18 protein-coding genes are annotated in these 17845 nt (G+C 74.0%); 9 read left to right on the forward strand and 9 right to left on the reverse strand.

What is annotated here, in order from left to right; translation table 11 throughout:
- The first annotated feature begins 306 nt into the window (after positions 1-306).
- Together AB0C87_RS01425 and AB0C87_RS01430 are read left to right on the forward strand one after the other, a co-directional pair.
- A complete protein-coding gene (locus tag AB0C87_RS01425) occupies positions 307-1899 on the forward strand; it encodes a hypothetical protein (protein ID WP_360575978.1) in 1593 nt (530 codons plus the stop codon).
- 8 nt (positions 1900-1907) lie between these two features.
- The gene (locus AB0C87_RS01430; RefSeq protein ID WP_353835647.1) at positions 1908-2648 is read left to right on the forward strand and encodes a DUF1275 family protein; all 741 of its coding nucleotides are present in this window, start codon (positions 1908-1910) and stop codon (positions 2646-2648) included.
- A 15-nt stretch (positions 2649-2663) separates the two neighbouring features.
- Here the strand turns inward: AB0C87_RS01430 and AB0C87_RS01435 are convergent, their stop codons facing one another.
- From AB0C87_RS01435 to AB0C87_RS01465, 7 genes are all read right to left on the reverse strand, one after another.
- Positions 2664-2972: an MGMT family protein gene (locus tag AB0C87_RS01435; RefSeq protein WP_345184540.1), complete on the reverse strand. Its 309-nt coding sequence runs from the start codon at positions 2970-2972 to the stop codon at positions 2664-2666.
- A 4-nt stretch (positions 2973-2976) separates the two neighbouring features.
- Positions 2977-4242 carry a S8 family serine peptidase gene (locus AB0C87_RS01440; RefSeq protein ID WP_353835646.1) on the reverse strand — a complete coding sequence of 422 codons (1266 nt, stop codon included), beginning with the start codon at positions 4240-4242 and terminating at the stop codon, positions 2977-2979.
- A complete protein-coding gene (locus AB0C87_RS01445) occupies positions 4236-4988 on the reverse strand; it encodes a hypothetical protein (protein WP_360575980.1) in 753 nt (250 codons plus the stop codon). Before AB0C87_RS01445 ends, AB0C87_RS01440 begins: the two co-directional genes overlap by 7 nt.
- A gap of 24 nt (positions 4989-5012) precedes the next feature.
- Complete coding sequence (locus tag AB0C87_RS01450; protein ID WP_360575982.1) at positions 5013-6233, reverse strand: S8 family serine peptidase; 1221 nt, start codon at positions 6231-6233, stop codon at positions 5013-5015.
- Positions 6234-6244: 11 nt separating this feature from the next.
- The gene (locus tag AB0C87_RS01455) at positions 6245-7165 is read right to left on the reverse strand and encodes a hypothetical protein (RefSeq protein WP_360575984.1); all 921 of its coding nucleotides are present in this window, start codon (positions 7163-7165) and stop codon (positions 6245-6247) included.
- A gap of 148 nt (positions 7166-7313) precedes the next feature.
- A complete protein-coding gene (locus tag AB0C87_RS01460) occupies positions 7314-7505 on the reverse strand; it encodes a CsbD family protein (RefSeq protein WP_345186698.1) in 192 nt (63 codons plus the stop codon).
- 57 nt (positions 7506-7562) lie between these two features.
- The gene (locus tag AB0C87_RS01465) at positions 7563-7754 is read right to left on the reverse strand and encodes a hypothetical protein (RefSeq protein ID WP_345186695.1); all 192 of its coding nucleotides are present in this window, start codon (positions 7752-7754) and stop codon (positions 7563-7565) included.
- A 218-nt stretch (positions 7755-7972) separates the two neighbouring features.
- On the opposite strand from AB0C87_RS01465, the gene moeZ reads away from it, so the two are divergent.
- Positions 7973-9154 (forward strand): adenylyltransferase/sulfurtransferase MoeZ, encoded by a 1182-nt coding sequence (gene moeZ, locus AB0C87_RS01470; RefSeq protein WP_345186693.1) that lies wholly within the window; start codon positions 7973-7975, stop codon positions 9152-9154.
- A gap of 85 nt (positions 9155-9239) precedes the next feature.
- On the opposite strand, the gene AB0C87_RS01475 is transcribed toward moeZ, so the two are convergent.
- On the reverse strand, positions 9240-9956 hold the full coding sequence (locus AB0C87_RS01475) for a TetR family transcriptional regulator (protein ID WP_353834256.1): 717 nt from the start codon (positions 9954-9956) through the stop codon (positions 9240-9242).
- Between the two features lie 164 nt (positions 9957-10120).
- On the opposite strand from AB0C87_RS01475, the gene AB0C87_RS01480 reads away from it, so the two are divergent.
- The 3 genes from AB0C87_RS01480 to AB0C87_RS01490 all read left to right on the forward strand — a co-directional run bounded on the left by AB0C87_RS01480 (position 10121) and on the right by AB0C87_RS01490 (position 13450).
- Positions 10121-12283 carry an MMPL family transporter gene (locus AB0C87_RS01480; RefSeq protein ID WP_360575986.1) on the forward strand — a complete coding sequence of 721 codons (2163 nt, stop codon included), beginning with the start codon at positions 10121-10123 and terminating at the stop codon, positions 12281-12283.
- A gap of 192 nt (positions 12284-12475) precedes the next feature.
- Entirely contained in the window at positions 12476-12778 is a 303-nt protein-coding gene (locus tag AB0C87_RS01485; RefSeq protein ID WP_345186687.1) for a hypothetical protein, read from the forward strand.
- Positions 12779-12919: 141 nt separating this feature from the next.
- A complete protein-coding gene (locus AB0C87_RS01490; protein WP_345186684.1) occupies positions 12920-13450 on the forward strand; it encodes a superoxide dismutase family protein in 531 nt (176 codons plus the stop codon).
- Positions 13451-13503: 53 nt separating this feature from the next.
- On the opposite strand, the gene AB0C87_RS01495 is transcribed toward AB0C87_RS01490, so the two are convergent.
- On the reverse strand, positions 13504-14409 hold the full coding sequence (locus AB0C87_RS01495) for a Ku protein (RefSeq protein ID WP_345186681.1): 906 nt from the start codon (positions 14407-14409) through the stop codon (positions 13504-13506).
- 113 nt (positions 14410-14522) lie between these two features.
- Between AB0C87_RS01495 and ligD (AB0C87_RS01500) the strand changes: the two genes are divergently transcribed.
- The 3 genes from ligD (AB0C87_RS01500) to AB0C87_RS01510 all read left to right on the forward strand — a co-directional run bounded on the left by ligD (AB0C87_RS01500) (position 14523) and on the right by AB0C87_RS01510 (position 17828).
- Positions 14523-15497, forward strand: coding sequence for a non-homologous end-joining DNA ligase (ligD, locus tag AB0C87_RS01500; protein WP_360575989.1), 975 nt, complete (start codon positions 14523-14525; stop codon positions 15495-15497).
- Positions 15487-16395, forward strand: coding sequence for a non-homologous end-joining DNA ligase (gene ligD, locus AB0C87_RS01505; RefSeq protein WP_345186679.1), 909 nt, complete (start codon positions 15487-15489; stop codon positions 16393-16395). The genes ligD (AB0C87_RS01500) and ligD (AB0C87_RS01505) overlap by 11 nt, the downstream gene beginning before the upstream one ends.
- A 107-nt stretch (positions 16396-16502) precedes the next feature.
- A complete protein-coding gene (locus AB0C87_RS01510) occupies positions 16503-17828 on the forward strand; it encodes an NAD(P)/FAD-dependent oxidoreductase (protein ID WP_345186678.1) in 1326 nt (441 codons plus the stop codon).
- Positions 17829-17845: the final 17 nt, after the last annotated feature.

Genomic DNA, 17845 nt, shown 5'->3' on the forward strand with positions numbered 1-17845 from the left:
GCCAGTGTCGGCGGCCCCCGATCAGCGCCGATACGGACCGATCGCCGAAGATCCGGCACCTTCCTTGGGCACCGTGCACACCGGCCCCGGGCACCGCTGCTTCGCTCGCCGGACGCCCGACATGGTGCACAAAATGACCAAGCGCGTAGTGTGCACGTTCCTCATTGTTCACCTCGGACCGATCGAGCAGATTCTCTGCAATCGTTGCGCCCGTCGGCCTCGCAGAGGGCGCGTACAGGGAGGGGGCGTCCTTTGGAAGCCGCTCACTGGATCTATCTGTCCGGAATCGTCGTCATCATCGCCGTGATGATCGCCCGTAAGAACGTCGTCATCCCCGCGGTGACCGCGACGTTCCTCACCGCCTGGGTGTTCACCGGCAGCCTCGTCACGGGACTGGAGTCGATCTTCAACGCCAGCCTCACCGCGGCGTCCGAGCTGTTCAGCATCTTCCTCATCATCGCGCTGGTCACCGCGCTGCTCGGGTCGCTGCGCGCGCTCGGCGCCGACCGCCGCATGGTGGAGCCGTTCCGCGTCGTCATGCGGTCCGGCCACTCCGCCTTCTGGGTGCTCGCCGCCGTCACCTACGTGATCAGCCTGTTCTTCTGGCCGACCCCGGCGGTGCCGCTGATGGGCGCCATCCTGTTGCCCGCCGCGATCGCCGCGGGGCTCCCGCCGATCAGCGCGGGGGTGGCGATCGCGATCGCCGGGCAGGGCATGGCGCTGTCCAGCGACTACGTCATCCAGGTCGCCCCGGGCCTGTCGGCGAAGGCCGCCGGGGTGGAGACCGGCGCGGTCGCCGACCGCGCCATGGTGCTGTCCCTGATCACCGGCCTGGTGGCGCTCGGCATCGGCTACCTGATGACGCGCTCGGAGTTCCGCAGGCCGGACGCGGCACTGCTCGAACGCTGGGAGGCCGGGGAGTCGGAGCTGGAGGCGCCGGCGCCGCGCCGCTCGCTCATCCGCGTGCTGCCGCGGCGGCGCGTCCTGCAGCCGGAGCCCGCCGCGGCGGGCGGCGGCGACGGCGGCGTGGCCGTCCTCGACCACGGGCCCGGCTCCGGGTCCGGCGGCGGCTCGTCCACCGTGCCCGGACCCCGCTCCGGCGGATCGGGCGACGCGGGCGAGGCGTCGGACGAGATGACGCGGCGGGCGCTGTCGTCGCTGAACGGCGGCGACCGGCCGGGCGCGGACTGCCCCCGGCGGTCCAAGGCGTTCGCCGCGATCGTCCCGCTGGCCCTGATCGGCCTCGTCGGCTACATGATGCTGGGCAAGTTCACCGGGCTCGTTCCGGAGGTGGTGGGCGGGGACGCCGCCGCGCTCGTCGGCGGCGTCGCCACGGCGCTGCTGCTGGCCGCCGCGATCGCCAAGGACGGCCGGGGCAGCCTGGAGCGGTGCGCCGACCACATCGTGGACGGGCTGGTCTTCGCGATGAAGGCGATGGGGGTCGTGATCCCGATCGCCGGGTTCTTCTTCATCGGCAACGCCGACTTCGCCGGGAAGATCATGGGCATGGAGGAGGGCGCGAAGGCGCCCGGCTTCCTGTTCGACGCCGTCGTCCGGATGCAGGACGCGATCCCCGACAGCCAGTACGTCGTCGGCTTCGGCGTGCTGATCATCGGGATGGTCACCGGGCTGGACGGCTCCGGGTTCTCCGGGCTGCCGCTCACCGGCTCGCTGGCCGGCTCGCTCGGCCCGGCCTCCGGCGTCGACCCGGCGCTGCTCGCCGCGATCGGCCAGATGGGCTGCATCTGGGCCGGCGGCGGCGTGCTGATCGCGTGGTCGTCGCTGATCGCGGTGGCCGGGTTCGCCCGCGTGCCGGTGCTCGACCTCGTCCGCCGCTCGTTCCTGCCCGTGATCGCCGGCCTCGTCGTCGCCACGGTCGCCGGTCTGATCATCTACTAGGGAGCACGGTGACCGCGTCCTCCGACCTGTCCGATCCGGCCCCCGCCGCCGCGCCCGCCGCGGCGGCGGGGGGCCCGCCGCGCGCCGCCCTCCGGTGGCGCGCCGCGCTCCTGGTCCTGCTCACCTTCGGCGCCGGGACGACCGACATCGTCGGTTTCCTCGGCATGGAGAAGGTCTTCACCGCCAACATGACCGGCAACATCGTGCTGTTCGGCCTCGCCGCCGGCGAGGGGAACGGCGCCGACCTGGCCCGCTGCGGCGCCGCGACGCTCGCGTTCGCGCTCGGCCTGCTCGCCGGGTTCCTCATCGCGGGACGCACCGCCGCCGGACGGGTGTGGCCGCCCCGCGTCACCGCCGTCCTGGCGTTCGTGCTGGCGCTGCAGACCGCGTTCCTCGCGGGGTGGGCCGCCGCGGGCGCCGAGCCGCGCGGCGGCGGGCTGCTCGCCCTCGTCTCCCTGTCGTCGGTGGCGATGGGCGCGCAGACGGCGGCGGCGCGCAGCATGGCCGCCGACGGGATCACCACCACGTTCGTCACCGGCACGCTGACCTCGATGATGGGCGGTCTCGCGGTCGGGCAGGGCGCGGCGGCCGGGCTGCGGACCGCGGTGATCCTCAGCCTCGCCGCCGGGGCGGCGGTGGCGGGCGCGCTGATGACCAGCGCCCCCCTCGCGGCCGCGGCCGTCAGTCCCGCCGTGCTGGCCGTGGTGATCGCCGGCGCCTTCCGGCTGCACCCGGCCCGGACGTCCTAGGCCGGTTCCGCCCGGTCAGGCGGGGCCCGTCCAGCGGGCGCGGGCCATGTCGACGCGGCGGCCGTCCGGGCGCAGCGGCGTCCCCTCGGCGCGGTAGTTCTCGTGGGCCCGGAGCTCGTGGCCGCTCGGCGGGTTCCCGTCCGCGCGGATCACCCGCCACCACGGGACGGCGCCCCCGTACAGCGACATCACGCGCCCGACCTGCCGCGGCCCGCCCCGTCCGACCAGCTCGGCCACGTCTCCGTAGGACAGGACGCGGCCCGGCGGGATGCGCTCCACGGCGTCCAGCACCGCCTCGGCGTACTCGTCAGGTTCGGACCACATCCGCTCATTCTCCCGGATCCCGCTCGGCGCGCAGCAGGACGGCGGCGCCCGCCAGGCCGAGCAGGCACAGCGCGCAGATCAGCGAGTAGGCGAGGACGAGACCGCCGGAGCGGTGCACGACCTGGACGGGGCGGACCGGACCGGTCGCGAACCGCTTCCCGGCGGGCAGGCCCGCACCGTCCGTCCGGGCCCCCGCCAGGGCGTCGGACGCGGCGAGCGCGGCGGCGGCGTCCACCCGCCCGAACCCGACGCCCCGGTCGTAGCCGCGCGCCGGGCGGTTCGCGGTGCTCGCCGCGACGGCCTGCGTGACCAGTGCGGGGGCGAGGCCGCGGTGGCGCGACCGGATGAGCGCGGCGACGCCGGAGACGAACGCGGTCGCCGGGCTCGTGCCGTCCCCGATCCAGTACCGCCCGTCCGGGCCCGCGCCGACGATCCGCACGCCGGGCGCGGACACGACGACGCCGGAGTTGCGGTTGGAGAACCCGGCGTGCCGGCCCCGCGCGTCCACGGCGGCCACGGAGATCACGCCGGGGAACGACGCCGGGTACAGGTACCTGGTGGAGCCGCCGCTCCCGGGCCGGGGGGCGCCGCGCGCCGGGGCGGGACGGCCGCCCGCGCCGCGCGGGTCGTCCTCGGCTCCGCTGTTGCCGGCGGCCGCGACCACGACGACGTTCCGGCTGATCGCGTAGGCGACGGCGTCGCGCTCGCGCGGCGTGGGGTAGGAGCGGCCGAGCGACAGGTTGACCACGTCGGCGCCGTGGTCGACGGCGTACCGGATGCCCTGGGCGATCGTCCCCGTGTAGCGCGCGCCGCCGGTGAACTCCGCGAAGCCCGGCTCGTCGCGTTCCAGGATCACCCGCAGGGACAGCAGGCGGGCCTCGGGCGCGACGCCGACGACCCCCTCGGCGCCGCCGGGGCCGTGCCCGTGCCCGGCGATGATCGACGCCATGTTGGTGCCGTGCAGCCGCTTCGGCGGGACGCCGGGCGGGTTCGCGCCGCGCGTGTAGTCGGGCCCGGTGGTGACGGAGCCCGCGAGGTCGGCCTGGCCCTCGTCCACACCCGAGTCGAGGACGGCGACGGTGACGCCGCCGCCCTTGGACATCGTCCAGGCGCGCGGCACGTGCAGCGACTCCAGGACGGGGGTGACCGCGTCCCGCACCGGGTCGGAGGCGAGGGCCGCGCTCCGGGGTCCGGCGGCGCGGGCCGGCGGCGCGGCGGGGGCCGCGGCCAGCGCCACCGCGGCGGCCCCGGCCGCGGCGCGCCTCAGCACCGCCACTCCCGGGTGCCGCAGCGGACCTCAGCGGGTGCGGTCAGCGGCCGCAGGACGCCCTGGACGAGCTGCGGCGCCAGCTCGGCCGCGTCGGCCGGCGAGCCGCGCATCGCGGGACGCCCGTCGGCGTACCCGGCCGTCGCCGCGACCACGTACGGGCCGCGCTGCGCGGCGGTGGACGCCTGCCGGGCGGCGTCGCCGAACCGGGCGGCCACCGACCCCGGGAGCGGCAGCGCGCGCAGCCCCGGGCCGGGCTTGCGGGACGGGAAGAAGGCGACGGCCTCGCGCGCGGACCGCTCGTCCGGGAGCACGACCACGCCGACCGTGACCGCGAGCCCCTGCGCCTGGTCGAGGTAGGTGGCGCGCAGCACGGCGCGGCAGCCGCGGGCCGTCAGGGTCCCGGCGAACGCGTCGTCCACGGCCGTCTCGCAGCGGGTGTCGGGGCCGATCCCCACCCGGCGGGCCGTCTCGGCGGACGCCTGGCCGAGCCGGTAGGCCAGGCCCGCGGGGAAGATCCGCCCGGCCGTCCAGGTGCGGTAGCGGCCGGACCGCTCCGCCGCCGCGGCCTCCGCGCGCTCGGCGGGGGTGGGGGCGCGGGTCAGCTCGGAGGTCAGCCGCACCCCGGCCACGAGCAGGACGGTCGCGCACGCCGGCGCGGCCACCAGCGCGGCCGTCCTGCGGGAGATCCGCCGTCCGGCGCCCGGTTCCGGCTCGCCGTCCGGAGCGGAGATCTCGGCGCGCGACACCAGCGGAGCGTAGCCCAAGGCGGCTCAGGACGGGGCGGCGGGAGGCCGCCCGGGATGGCGCCGCCGGAACGCGACCGCGAGCGCGAAACCTCCGGCCGTCCCGCCGAGCCCGAGCAGCACGATCACGATGACCAGCGGGCGGACCCAGAAGGGCCGCTCGATGACCTCCACCGGGCCGGGGTCCTGCTTCCCGAACCGCTGCCCGGCGGGCTTGGCCTGCGCCGGGCCGGGCGACGCCGAGGCCAGCGAGTCCGCCGCCGACAGGGCCCGGGCCGCGTGCACCTCCCCGAACCCGATCTCCGGGTCGTAGCCCCCGGACGGGCCGTGCCGGGTGCTCTGGATCAGCGCCTGCGCGACCAGCGCGGGCGCCATCCGGGGGTGCTTCGCGCGGATCAGCGCCGCGATCCCGGCGACGATCGCGCTGGCGTCGCTGGTCCCGCTGCTCGCGAAGTACCGGCCGCCCGGCGCCCCGACGGGCAGGCCCGTGCCCGGCGCCGACAGCAGCACCGAGTAGTTGCGGTTGGAGAACGGCGCGCGGGAGTGGCCGGGCTCGGTCGCCGCGACCGCGATCACACCGGGGAAGGACGCCGGGTAGAAGTACGGCGCGAACCCGTCGCCGTCCAGCAGCCGCTCCTCGTCGCCGTCGTTGCCGACGGCCGAGACCACCACGACGCCCTTGCCGATGGCGTAGCCGACGGCCTCGCGCTCGGCCGGGTCGTCGTCCCCGCTGCCGAGCGACAGGTTGATGACGTCGGCGCCGTGGTCGGCGGCGTAGCGGATGCCGCGCGCCACCGCTCCGTTCGCGCTGCCCGCCGCCCGGAAGCGGCGGTAGCTGGCGTCCTCCGGCTCGCCGATCGTCCGGACGGCGAGGATGCGCGCCTGCGGGGCCATGCCGATGACGCCCGACCTGCCGCCCGGGCCGTGCCCCTGCCCGGCGATCAGCGTCGACATCCCGGTGCCGTGCAGTCGCGCGGGCGTCGTCCCCGCGTCGATCCCGGCGAGCATGTTGGGGCCGACGGTGACCCTGCCGCGCAGGTCCGGCTGCGTGGGATCGACGCCCGAGTCGACGACGCCGACCGTCACGCCGGCGCCCTTGGTCACCTTCCAGGCGGTCTCCATGCCGAGCAGGGCGAGGACGGGGCGCTGCCCGTCCCGCACCGCGTCGGCGCGCGCGTGGACGGGCATCAGCCAGGTTCCGGCCACGACCACCGCCGCCGCGGCCGCCGGCAGACCGCGACGCCTCACAAGCGCCCCCCTCAGCATTGCCACTCGGGCTGGTCGCAGTCGGGCAGGGCCTTGGCCGACAGGGTCCGCGCGATCGCGTGGGCGATCTGCGGGGACACCGCGAACGGCTCGCCCGGGCGCGCCTTCTTGATCGCGGAGGCGGGGCGGCCGTCGGCCTGACCGGACGTGGTCAGCACGACGTAGGGGCCCCCGCGGTCGATCGTCCGGTCCTGCCTGGCCTCGTCGGTGAAGCGGGCGGACGCGGTCCCCGGGAACGCGGCGGCGCGCAGGGCCGGGCGGACGGAGCCCGTCCCGTCAGGGCCCTGCGAGCCGGGCAGCTCCTTGTAGGCCCGGTCGGCCTTCCACGGGTCGGGGAACGCCACCACCCCGACGGTGACGACGACGCCCTGCAGCTGGTCGACGTAGGTCGCGCGCAGGACGGCCCGGCAGCCGTGCCTGACGATCGTCGTCGCGATCTCCTCGTCCACGCCCTGGACGCAGCCGGCGTCGGGGACGATCCCCGTCCGGGACGCGTACTCGGTGTGGTTGCCCGTCGGACGGTAACTGAGCCGCTCGGGGAACACGCGCCGCGCGGGCCAGGCCTCCCAGCGCTGCGCGACCTCCTTGTTGGCCGCGGTCTGGAGTTCGGCGTTGGTGGGCTCGCGCCTGAGGGTCGCCCAGGTGCCGACGAACGAGATCCCCGTGGCGACGAGGTAGCAGCAGCCGACGACGAGCGCCGCGAGCATCCACTGTCGGCCGGTCAACCCCAGCACCGTCGGCGGGGCGCCGCCCTCGCCCGCCGGTCGCGGCGGCGCGCCGAACGGGCGCGCGGGCCCGGGGCGCGGGTTCGCGGGCGGGCCGGGCGGCCCGGGCGGGCGGAAGCCGCCGGGCGCGCCGGGCTGGTGCGGGGACCGCGGCGGGGGCGGCTGCTGGGAGGGGGGCAGGAATGCCACAACAGTCAAGATTAACGGCGCTTCGCGACATTCCGCCGGTCATCCCGCGAAGGCCGGGCGTCGCGGCCCGGCGGAGAAAGGGAAGAGGCCCCTCCGCAGAGGGGCCCGCTTCACCAGGTTCCGCGGCCGGAGGCCGAGGTCCGCGGACTCACTCCACGGCCCGCTTCGCCTCCCTGGCGGCGTCCTTGGCCTTCTCGCCGACCTGCTTTGCGCCGCCGGTCGCGCGGTCGCTCTTGCCCTCGGCCTCCAGGTACGGGTCACCGGACTGGCGTCCGGCCTCTTCCTTGCCCCGGCCCTTGGCCTGCTGAGCCTTGTTCTTCAGCTTGTCGAGGAAACCCATGGTTCCTCCTCGTGTACGGAGAGTCGTCCAACCCGGCTATGCCCCTGAAAGCCCGGATTATGCGGAAGTCCGGGTGCCGCGGCGCAGCCGCTCGGCCTCCTCGTGGATGAGGGCCTCGGTCTCCAGGAGCTTCTGCTCGGCCTGCTCGGTGCGCATCCGCGCCCGCAGCTCGCGCTGGCTGGGCTTGCGCCGCCTCCCCGCCGTCCGGCGGCCGGCCCGTTCCCCCGTGAGCCTCTTCATGAACCCCATGCCCGTCACCTCTCCTCACCCGCGGCCGGTCCGGTCGCCGGCCTCGCGCCCGTACGGTGCCCCTTTTATGGCGATCCATTCCGGTAGCGGGGGAGACACCGGCGACCGTCCGGCGGGCGGCTGCCGGGAATGCCGCAGCACATGGCAAGGTTGTGCCGTGGGAGGACGATGACGTCCCGCCGTCCCTGAACGTCGAACGCCAGCACAGGAGCACTCACGTGTCGTTGCCACCTCTGGTCGAGCCCGCCCCGGAGCTCACCCGCGACGAGGTCAACCGCTACTCGCGGCACCTGATCATTCCCGACGTGGGCATGGCCGGGCAGAAGCGCCTCAAGAACGCCAAGGTCCTGGTCGTCGGCGCGGGCGGCCTCGGCTCCCCCGCCCTGCTCTACCTGGCCGCCGCCGGGGTCGGCACCCTCGGCGTCATCGACTTCGACGTCGTCGACGAGTCCAACCTGCAGCGGCAGATCATCCACCGGCAGTCGTCGCTCGGCAAGCCGAAGGTCGAGTCGGCCGCCGAGACCGTCCGCGACATCAACCCGCTGATCGACGTCGTGGTGCACGACGTCGCGCTCGACCGCGACAACGTCATGGAGATCTTCTCCGGATACGACCTGATCGTGGACGGCACCGACAACTTCGCCACCCGCTACATGGTGAACGACGCCGCCGTCCTGCTCGGCAAGCCGTACGTCTGGGGCTCGATCTACCGGTTCGACGGCCAGGCGTCGGTGTTCTGGGCCGAGCACGGCCCCTGCTACCGCTGCCTCTACCCCGAGCCGCCGCCGCCCGGCATGGTGCCCTCCTGCGCCGAGGGCGGGGTGCTCGGCGTGCTGTGCGCGTCGATCGGCTCCATCCAGGTGAACGAGGCCATCAAGCTGCTGACCGGCATCGGCGAGCCGCTCGTCGGCCGGCTGATGGTCTACGACGCCCTGGAGATGACCTACCGCTCGGTCAAGGTCCGCAAGGACCCCGAGTGCCCGCTGTGCGGCAAGAACCCGACGCAGACCGAGCTGCTGGAGGACTACGAGGCCTTCTGCGGCGCGGTGTCCGACGAGGCCGCCGAGGCCGTCAGGGACTCCACGATCTCCGTGCACGACCTCAAGGCCATGCAGGAGCGGGACGACGACATCTTCCTCGTGGACGTCCGCGAGCCCAACGAGTACGAGATCGTCGCGATCCCGGGCGCCACGCTCATCCCCAAGGGCGAGTTCCTGAACGGCTCCGCCCTGGAGCGCCTGCCGCAGGACAAGAAGATCGTCCTGCACTGCAAGTCGGGCGTCCGCTCCGCCGAGGCCCTCGCCGTCGTGAAGAACGCCGGCTTCGGCGACGCCGTCCACGTCGGCGGCGGCGTCCTGGCCTGGGTCAACCAGATCGACCCCAGCCTCCCGTCCTACTGACGCCCGCCCGAAGGCCCCCGCACCCGTCCCGGGTCCGGGGGCCTTCCGCTGTCCGGACCCCGCCCGGCCGCCGCCGAGCCCCGGCTCACCCCCTGGGGGGCGCGTAGGTCAGGCCGAGTTCGACGGTCACCTCTTGGAGCATCAACTCGAACATGGGGGCGGCGTCGCTCAGGGCGAACTCCAGGTGGCCGAAGACCTCCAGGCTGACGCCGCCCTGGAGCCTGATCCAGCACTTGAGGAACTGCTGGATCACCCCGAGCGGCAGGGCGATGCCGAGCACGTCGTCGCGGTAGCGGCGCAGCTCCTCCCGCAGGCCGGGGTCGATCTGCTCCTCGGGCATCACCGGGAACGGCTGCTTCCTCCACAGCTCCAGGAACAGGGCCATGAACGTCCAGCCGAACTGGCGGGCGCACTCCTCGGCGAAGTCGACCTCCTGCTGGTGCGCGGCGCCGCGCACGGGCGTCCCGAAGAGCAGCGAGTACTCGCGGGGATGCGCCAGCGCCCAGAGGCGGAACTGGCGGGCCACCGTCATGAACTTGCCGCTCATGTCGCCCTTCGGCACGTCCTCCATGGCCGCGTGCAGGTCTGCGGTCAGCTCGGTGAACAGGTCGCCGACCAGGTGCCGCAGCAGCTCGCCGTGGCTGCCGAAGTAGCGGTAGAGCGCGGGGGCGGTCATGCCCATCTCGCGGGCGATGGCGCGCAGCGTCACCGCTTCGGGGCCCTCCTCCACGAGGATCCGCCGGGCGGTGTCGGTGATCTCCCTGACGGTCGCGGCCCGCAGACGATCACGACGCGATGCCACCTCGCCCCCTCTCTGCCGGGTGCCCGGCCGTCACCGGCCGCCCTCGCATGATTCCTCAAAAACACCCTTGACGACAGCTAACGCTGTATGCGAAGTTAACGCTGTTCTCAGTTTACGGCGTTCACTGGAATTACTCAAGGTAACGGGGCTGGAGGAGGAGCGTCATGTTCGAGCGATGGGGCAGGTGGGTCCACCGGCGCAGGCGGTGGGTCCTCGCCGCCGCGGGGGCGTTCCTGGTGTTCGCCGCGGTGTGGGGCACGGGCGTCTTCGGCGCGCTGACCTCCTCCGGCGGCTTCGACACGCCGGGCAGCCAGAGCGCGACGGCGGAGCGGATCGCCGAGCGCGACCTCGGGCGGGACGGCGCCGACGTCGTGGTCCTCTACCAGGGCAGGACGACCGTCGACGACCCGTCCTTCCGGGCGTCGGTGGAGCGCGCGCTGGCCGCGCTGCCACCCGGCAAGGTCGCCAAGGCCAGCACGTACTGGACGACCAGCGCGCCGCAGTTCGTCAGCGACGACCGCAAGGCGACCTATGCCGTCCTCCAACTCGCCGGCTCCGACGAGGCCGCCAGGGAGGACAACTACAAGGCGGTCGAGGACGACCTCACCGAGGTCGGCGGCGGGCTCACCGCGAAGGTCGGCGGCGCGGTCGGCACCGGCGTCGCGATCAACGAGCGCGTCTCGTCCGACATCGGCCGGGCCGAGGGCATGGCCATGCCGGTCCTGCTGGTGCTGCTGGTGCTGATCTTCGGCGGGCTGGTCTCGGCGAGCCTGCCGCTGCTGGTCGGCGGCCTGGCCATCCTCGGCTCGTTCACCGCGCTGCACGCGCTGGCCTACGTCACCGACGTGTCGATCTTCGCGGTCAACATCACCACGTTCCTCGGGCTCGGCCTCGCCATCGACTACGGGCTGTTCATGGTCAGCCGGTTCCGCGAGGAGATCGGCCGGGACGGCGCCTCCGCCGAGGACGCGCTGGCCGCCACCATGGCCACGGCCGGGCGCACCGTCGCGGTCTCCGGCGTCACGGTCGCCGTGTCGCTGTCCGGGCTGCTGCTGTTCGACCAGAACTTCCTGGTCTCCATGGGCTACGGCGGCATCGCCACCGTGCTGGTGTGCATGGCCGGGGCGCTGACCGTGCTGCCCGCGCTGATGGCCGTCCTCGGCCCGCGGGTGAACGCGCTGCCGATCCGGCGGCGCCGGGCGGCGGCCGGCGGCCGGTCCGACGGCTGGTGGGGACGGGTCGCGCGCAGCGTGATGCGCCGCCCGGTCGTCTACATGGTCGCGACGGTGGCGCTGCTCCTCGCGCTCGGCGCGCCGTTCCTGCGCATCAACTGGGGCGGCGTGGACGCGAAGGTGCTGCCGGACGGCACGGACGCGCGGGTCGTCTCCGAGACGCTGGAGACCCGGTTCCCCCGCAACGCCACCAGCCCCATCGAGGCCGTCGTGACCGGGACGTCCGACCGGGCCGCCGTCCAGGCGTACGGGGCCCGCCTGGACGCGCTGCCCGGCGTCACGGACGCGACGGTGACCGGCGCCGGCGGGACGACGACCCGGATCGCGCTGCGCTACGACGCCGACCCGAACTCCGGCGCCGCCCGCGACCTCGTCCAGCGGGTCCGGGACGTCCCGCCGCCGCCCGGCGCGCGCGCCTACGTCGGCGGCGAGACGGCCGACGTCGTCGACCAGCTCGATAGCATCGGCGCGACCCTGCCCTGGCTGGCCCTGCTCGTCGGCGGCGCCACGTTCCTCCTGCTGTTCCTGGCGTTCGGGTCGGTGCTGCTGCCGCTGAAGGCGATCGTCATGAACATGCTGTCGCTGTCGGCCACCTTCGGCGCGGTCGTGCTGGTCTTCCAGGACGGCCACCTGTCCGGCCCGCTCGGCTTCACCGCGACCGGCTCCATCTCCCCCGCGATGCCGATCCTCATGCTGGCGATGCTCTTCGGCATCTCGATGGACTACGAGGTGTTCCTGCTGTCGCGGGTCCGCGAGCAGTACGACCTGACCGGCTCCAACACCGCGGCCGTCGCCTCCGGCGTGCAGCGCACCGGCGCCATCATCACCAGCGCCGCGCTGCTGTTCATCGTGGTGATCGGCGCGTTCGCGACGTCCGGCATCACGTTCATCAAGATGACCGGCGTCGGGATGGCCGTGGCGATCCTGCTGGACGCGACGGTCGTCCGCGCGCTGCTCGTGCCCGCCACGATGCGGCTGCTCGGCCGCGCGAACTGGTGGGCGCCCGGCCCGCTGGCCCGGCTCTACGGCCGGTACGGGATCCGGGAGAGCGACGCCCCCGCCGCTCCCCCGTCGCGGCTGGAGCCCGTGGGCTGACGCCCGCCCCGGTGGCCGGCACTCCGAAGTGCCGGCCACCAATCCTTCCGAACCGCTTGTGGTCTCCTCCGCCCGGCGCAAGACTGAACGCCATTCCACCGGCTGCACCCCTCGTGTGACGCATTCCGCGACGGCCCCCGCCCGGCGGATCCCCGAACCCTTCCCGTGCCGGGACGTTCCTTTGGAGGCACCATGTCCGTGCTGATGATCACCGAGGCCGAGACGGCGCTCGCGCACCTGGAGCGGCTCACGGACGTCCTGCGCTCCGCCGGCTGGGCGGTCGAGGTCGCCGCGCCCGCCGACCGCCGTCCGACCGCGCACATCGCCGACCCGCGCCTGCCGCGGGTGAACGAGAGCGTCATCGCGGTGCGGGAACGTTCCGGCGACGGCTGGTCCTACTGCTACGGCTGGGGCGAGCGGATCGCGCCGTGCGCCGACCCGTCCGCCGCCGCCGCGGCCGTCGGGCGCGTGCTCGCCGCCCGCCGCGACAACTGAACCGCTCGGCGCACGCGGCCGCCCCCTGACCGATTCGGGGGGACGCCGCCGCCCGCTCCGGGGGCATGCTCGTGAACCACCGAGCCCGGACGCCGCCACGCCCGCGGCGTCCGGCGCCCCGCACCACGGAGAGGAAGCGTCATGCGAACGCCCGTCCGCGCTCCCGCCCTGCTCGCCGCGTCCGCGCTCGCCGCGTCCGGCGCCGCGCTCGTCCCCGCCGCCCCTGCCCTCGCCCGGTCCGGGCCGCACGCGATCGTCGTGCGCGGGCCCGACAACGTCCACGACCAAGCCTTCCGGACCGCGAAGACCAAGGTCGTCGTGGTCCGCGACCACCACAGGACCTGGGTGTCCCTGCGGGTGTGGGGCATGCCGCGCGAGGCCGCCGGCCGGACGTTCGGCGCCCACGTCCACGTGAACCGGTGCGGGCCGAAGCCCGAGGACGCCGGGCCGCACTACCACGATCCCGACGCGCCGCCCGGAACGCCGATGCCGAAGAAGGAGATCTGGCTCGACGTCACCGTCCGCGCCGACGGGCGCGGCCACTCCCGCACGTCCGTGCCGTGGCGCGTCGCGGAGAAGGCCGCGGGATCGCTCGTCGTGCACGCCAAGCCCACCGACCCGAAGACGGGCGACGCGGGCGCACGGCTGTTCTGCACCACCGTCCCGTTCTGAGCCGCGGCTCCGGGATCACCCCGACCTCGCCGCCGGCCCGGCCGGCGGCGGGGTCACGCCGACTTGCGGCTGCGGCTCTTGGCCGGCTCCTTCTTCTCGCCGGCCTTGGACGACGCCGTCTTGCGCGCGGCGGGCTTCTTCGCCGCCGTCCCCTTGCCGGACGCCGCCTTCCCCGCCTTCTCGCCGCGGCTCTTCTTCGCCGCCTCAACGCTGGCGCGCAGCGCGCTGAGCAGGTCCGCGGCGGGCTCCTCCGCGCCCTCCTCGGCGGGCCGCGCCACCTCCCGCCCCTCGACCTTGGCGTCGATCACCGCCTGGAGCGCCTCCCGGTAGGCGTCCTTGTACTCGCCGGGGTCGAAGTCCCCCTCCATCGACTCGATCAGCGACGTCGCCATCGACAGCTCCTGCTTGCGGACCTCGATGTCCTCCTCCAGGAAGGGGAACTCCGGCGCGCGGACCTCGTCCGGCCACAGCATCGTCTCCAGGACGAACACGCCCTCGCGGACCCGCAGCGTCGCGAGCGACTCGCGCTGCCGCAGCGCCACCTTGACGATCGCGACCTGGCCGGAGCTCTCCAGCGCGTCCCGCAGCAGCACGTACGGCTTGGCGCCCTGCGCGTCGGGCTCCAGGTAGTAGGACTTCGCGAAGTAGATCGGGTCGACCTCCTCGCGCTCCACGAACTGCAGGACGTCGATGCGGCGGCTGGACGACAGCGGCAGGTCGGCGAAGTCCTCGTCGGTGAGGATGACCATCTCGCCGCTCGGCAGCTCGTAGCCCTTGGCGATGTCGGAGTAGGGGACCTCCTCGCCGTCGAGCGTGCACACCCGCTTGTACTTGATGCGCCCCCCGTCCTCCCGGTGCACCTGGTGGAAGGCGACGTCCCGCTGCTCGGTCGCCGAGTAGAGCTTCACCGGTATGGTCACCAGACCGAAGGAGATCGCGCCCTTCCAGATACTGCGCATGATCCGTCCTTACCCAGCACGTTCCTGCCCCTAGCGTCGCAACGTCGTTCGATTTGCGCCAGAAGGGCGTCGTGATCCTTTCCCCGTGCGGCGGGACGGGGTAAGACGGCGTTATGACCATGCCGTGGCCCGTCGAGCCGATGATGGCCTCCACCGGGGACCTCCCCTCCGACGGCGGGAAGTGGGGTCTGGAGCTGAAATGGGACGGCGTGCGCGTCCTGTCGCACGTCTCCGCCGACGGCGTCCGCGCCGCCGGGCGGCGCGGCGGCGAGGTGGCGAGCCGCTACCCCGAGCTGTCCGCCCTCGCCGACCTGCTGCCCGACAGCGACGTCGTCCTGGACGGCGAGGTCGTCGCCTTCCAGGAGGGACGCCCCAGCTTCGAACGCCTCCAGCGCCGGATGCACGTCCAGCGCCCCGACCCCCGGCTGATCCGCGAGGTTCCCGTCCGCTACGTCGTGTTCGACGTCCTCTTCCTGGACGGGCACGTCCTGTACGACGTCCCCTACGCCGACCGCCGCTCGGTGCTGGCGGAGCTGGACCTCGCCGGCACCGGCCCCGTCGAGGTGCCCCCGTACCTGCACGGCGGTGACCAGACCCAGGTGGAGGAACTGCTCGCCTTCACCCGCGAGCAGCAGATGGAGGGCCTGCTCGCCAAGCGCCTCGACTCGCCGTACCGTCCAGGGCGCCGCGTCGACTTCTGGCGCAAGGTGAAGAACTTCATGACGCGCGAGGTCGTCATCTGCGGCTGGAAGCCCGGGAAGGGCCGGCGCGAGGGCGGCGTGGGCTCGCTGCTGCTGGGCGAGTACGACATGAAGGGCCTGCTCGGTTTCGTCGGGCACGTGGGCACGGGTTTCAGCGACCGCGCCCTGGACGAGCTGTACGAGACGCTGTGGCCGCTGCGCCGTTCGACGAGCCCCTACGACGAGCCCGTTCCGCGCGAGTTCGCCCGCGACGCCCAGTGGGTTGAGCCCCGGCTCGTCGGGGAGGTCGCCTACAGTGCCCGGACCAGGGACGGCCGCCTCCGCTTCCCGTCCTGGCGGGGCCTGCGTGACGACAAGGACCCCCTGGAGGTCACGAGTGAGCAGTAAGAGGACCGCCGTCGACGTGGACGGCCGTCAGCTCTCCCTCTCCAACCTCGACAAGAACCTGTACCCGGAGTTCACCAAGGGCGAGGTCATCGACTACTACGCCCGCATCGCCCCGGTCATGCTCCCCCACCTGCAGGACCGCCCGGCGACCCGCATCCGCTGGCCGGACGGCGTCGACGGCGGCAAGTTCTTCGAGAAGAACGCCCCCTCCCACACCCCGGACTGGGTCCGCACGGCGACGATCCCCACCCCCGGCAGCTCCAAGGGCCGCGACACCCTCGACTTCGTCGTCGTCGACGACCTGCCCACGCTCGTGTGGTGCGCGAACCTCGCCGCGCTGGAACTGCACGTCCCGCAGTGGAAGGTCGGTCCGCGCGGCAAGGTGCACACCCCCGACCTGGTGGTCTTCGACCTGGACCCGGGCCCGCCCGCCACGATCGTGGAGGCGTGCGAGGTCGCCGCCCTGCTCCGCGACGTGCTCGCCGAGGACGGCCTGGAGTCCTACCCGAAGACGAGCGGCAAGAAGGGCCTGCACCTGTACGTCCCGATCGAGGAGCCGAAGGAGGCCGAACGGACGTCGGAGTACGCCAAGGCCGCCGCGCAGCGCCTGGCCGACGAGAACCCGAAGCTGGTCGTCGCCAAGATGGAGCGGCGGCTGCGCAAGGACAAGGTCTTCGTCGACTGGAGCCAGAACAACCCGGCCAAGACGACCGTCGCGCCCTACTCGCTGCGCGCCGGGAACCGCCCGTCGGTGTCGACGCCCATCACCTGGGACGAGCTGGAGTCGTGCGGGGACGCCGCCGACCTCGTCTTCGGCCCCGAGGACGTCCTCGCCCGGGTGGACGAGCACGGCGACCTCCTGGAACCGCTGCTGAAGGACCACCGGCCCCTGCCCTGAGCGACATCGGCGATCTCGCGTGCCCTATGTGTTCGAATCGGCACTCTCCGGGACCGCGTTCCGTCACCATGGTGCCTGGGGACACCACGGGTGGAAGGAAGAGACCGTTGTCGCACAACCATCACTACGACGCCGTGGTGCTGGGCGGGGGGACCGCGGGGGAGCTGGTCGCGACCGGCCTCGCCCGCGCGGGAAGGGACGTCGCGCTCGTCGAGAACCGCCTCGTCGGCGGGGAGTCGCCGTACTTCGCCTGCGTCCCGTCCAAGTCGCTGCTGCTGTCGGCCCGCCGCGGCGAGACCTGGGAGATGGCCCTCGCCCGCCGGGACGCCCTGGCCGGGAACCGGGGCGACGACCCCGCCGTCGCCCGGATGGCCGAGGACGGCGTGACCGTCCTGCGCGGCCGGGGGCAGGTCCTCGACCACGGCCGGATCGAGGTCGACGGCGCCGTCCACGGCTTCGGCGACCTCGTCGTCTGCACCGGCAGCGAGCCGGTCATCCCGCCCGTCGAGGGGCTCGCCGACGTGCCGCTGTGGACGAGCGCCGAGGCCCTGTCGGTTCCCGACCTGCCGCGCCGGCTGGTGATCCTCGGCGGCGGCCCGGTCGGCTGCGAGCTGGCGCAGGTGTACGCGGCGTTCGGCTCCCAGGTCGCGGTCGTCGAGGCGTCCGGGCGGCTGCTGACCGCGGAGGCGCCGTTCGCCGGCGAGGTGCTCGCGGACGCCCTGCGCCGGATGGGCGTCGACCTGCGGCTCGGCACCGCCGTCGCCGACGCCGAGCGCAAGGACGTCGGGCTGCGGCTGTGGCTGACCGACGGCGGCACCCTCGACGCCGACCGCGTCCTCGCCGCCGCCGGGCGCCGCCCCCGCGTGGAGGGCCTCGGGCTGGAGAACCTCGGCATCGACGTCACCCCCGGCCAGGGGATCCCCGTGGACGAGACGTGCCGGGTGCCGTGCGAAGCGGGCGGCGTGTGGGCGGCGGGCGACGTCACCGGCGTCGCCCGCACCGCGCACGCCGCCCGCTACCAGGCGCAGGTCGCGCTGTCGAACCTGCTCGGCCACCGGCGCGAGGCCGACTACCGCGCCATCCCCCGCGTCGTCTACACGACGCCCACCGTCTACTCCGTGGGGATCTCCCCGACGCAGGCGGAGGAACTCGGCATAGACATCCTCACCGCCGGGTACGACCTCGCCGCGACGGCGCGGGCGGCGGTCGAGGCCGACGAGCGCGGACGGGTGGAGCTGTACGCCGACCCCGCCCGCGGGCTGCTGGTCGGCGCCGCCGCCGCCGGACTCCACGCCGAGGAGTGGATGAGCGAGATCGCCCTGGCCATCCGCGCGGAGACGCCGCTGAGCCTGCTCGCCGACGTCGTCCACGCGTTCCCGACCCACGGCGAGTCCGTCGAGGCGCCGCTGCGGGAGCTGGCCGGGATGCTGTGACCCGAGGCGGCCGTGGA

The organism is Actinomadura sp. NPDC048021, assembly GCF_040653135.1.
Classification (GTDB): domain Bacteria; phylum Actinomycetota; class Actinomycetes; order Streptosporangiales; family Streptosporangiaceae; genus Spirillospora; species Spirillospora verrucosospora.

Bases quoted from the DNA above. Each gene is read 5' to 3' on its own strand.
- AB0C87_RS01460 (WP_345186698.1), bottom strand. From the start codon at position 7,505: ATGGGTTTCCTCGACAAGCTGAAGAACAAGGCTCAGCAGGCCAAGGGC.
- AB0C87_RS01480 (WP_360575986.1), top strand. From the start codon at position 10,121: ATGTTCGAGCGATGGGGCAGGTGGGTCCACCGGCGCAGGCGGTGGGTC.
- AB0C87_RS01435 (WP_345184540.1), bottom strand. From the start codon at position 2,972: ATGTGGTCCGAACCTGACGAGTACGCCGAGGCGGTGCTGGACGCCGTG.
- AB0C87_RS01465 (WP_345186695.1), bottom strand. From the start codon at position 7,754: ATGGGGTTCATGAAGAGGCTCACGGGGGAACGGGCCGGCCGCCGGACG.
- AB0C87_RS01490 (WP_345186684.1), top strand. From the start codon at position 12,920: ATGCGAACGCCCGTCCGCGCTCCCGCCCTGCTCGCCGCGTCCGCGCTC.
- AB0C87_RS01425 (WP_360575978.1), top strand. From the start codon at position 307: ATGATCGCCCGTAAGAACGTCGTCATCCCCGCGGTGACCGCGACGTTC.
- AB0C87_RS01485 (WP_345186687.1), top strand. From the start codon at position 12,476: ATGTCCGTGCTGATGATCACCGAGGCCGAGACGGCGCTCGCGCACCTG.
- AB0C87_RS01495 (WP_345186681.1), bottom strand. From the start codon at position 14,409: ATGCGCAGTATCTGGAAGGGCGCGATCTCCTTCGGTCTGGTGACCATA.
- ligD (WP_360575989.1), top strand. From the start codon at position 14,523: ATGACCATGCCGTGGCCCGTCGAGCCGATGATGGCCTCCACCGGGGAC.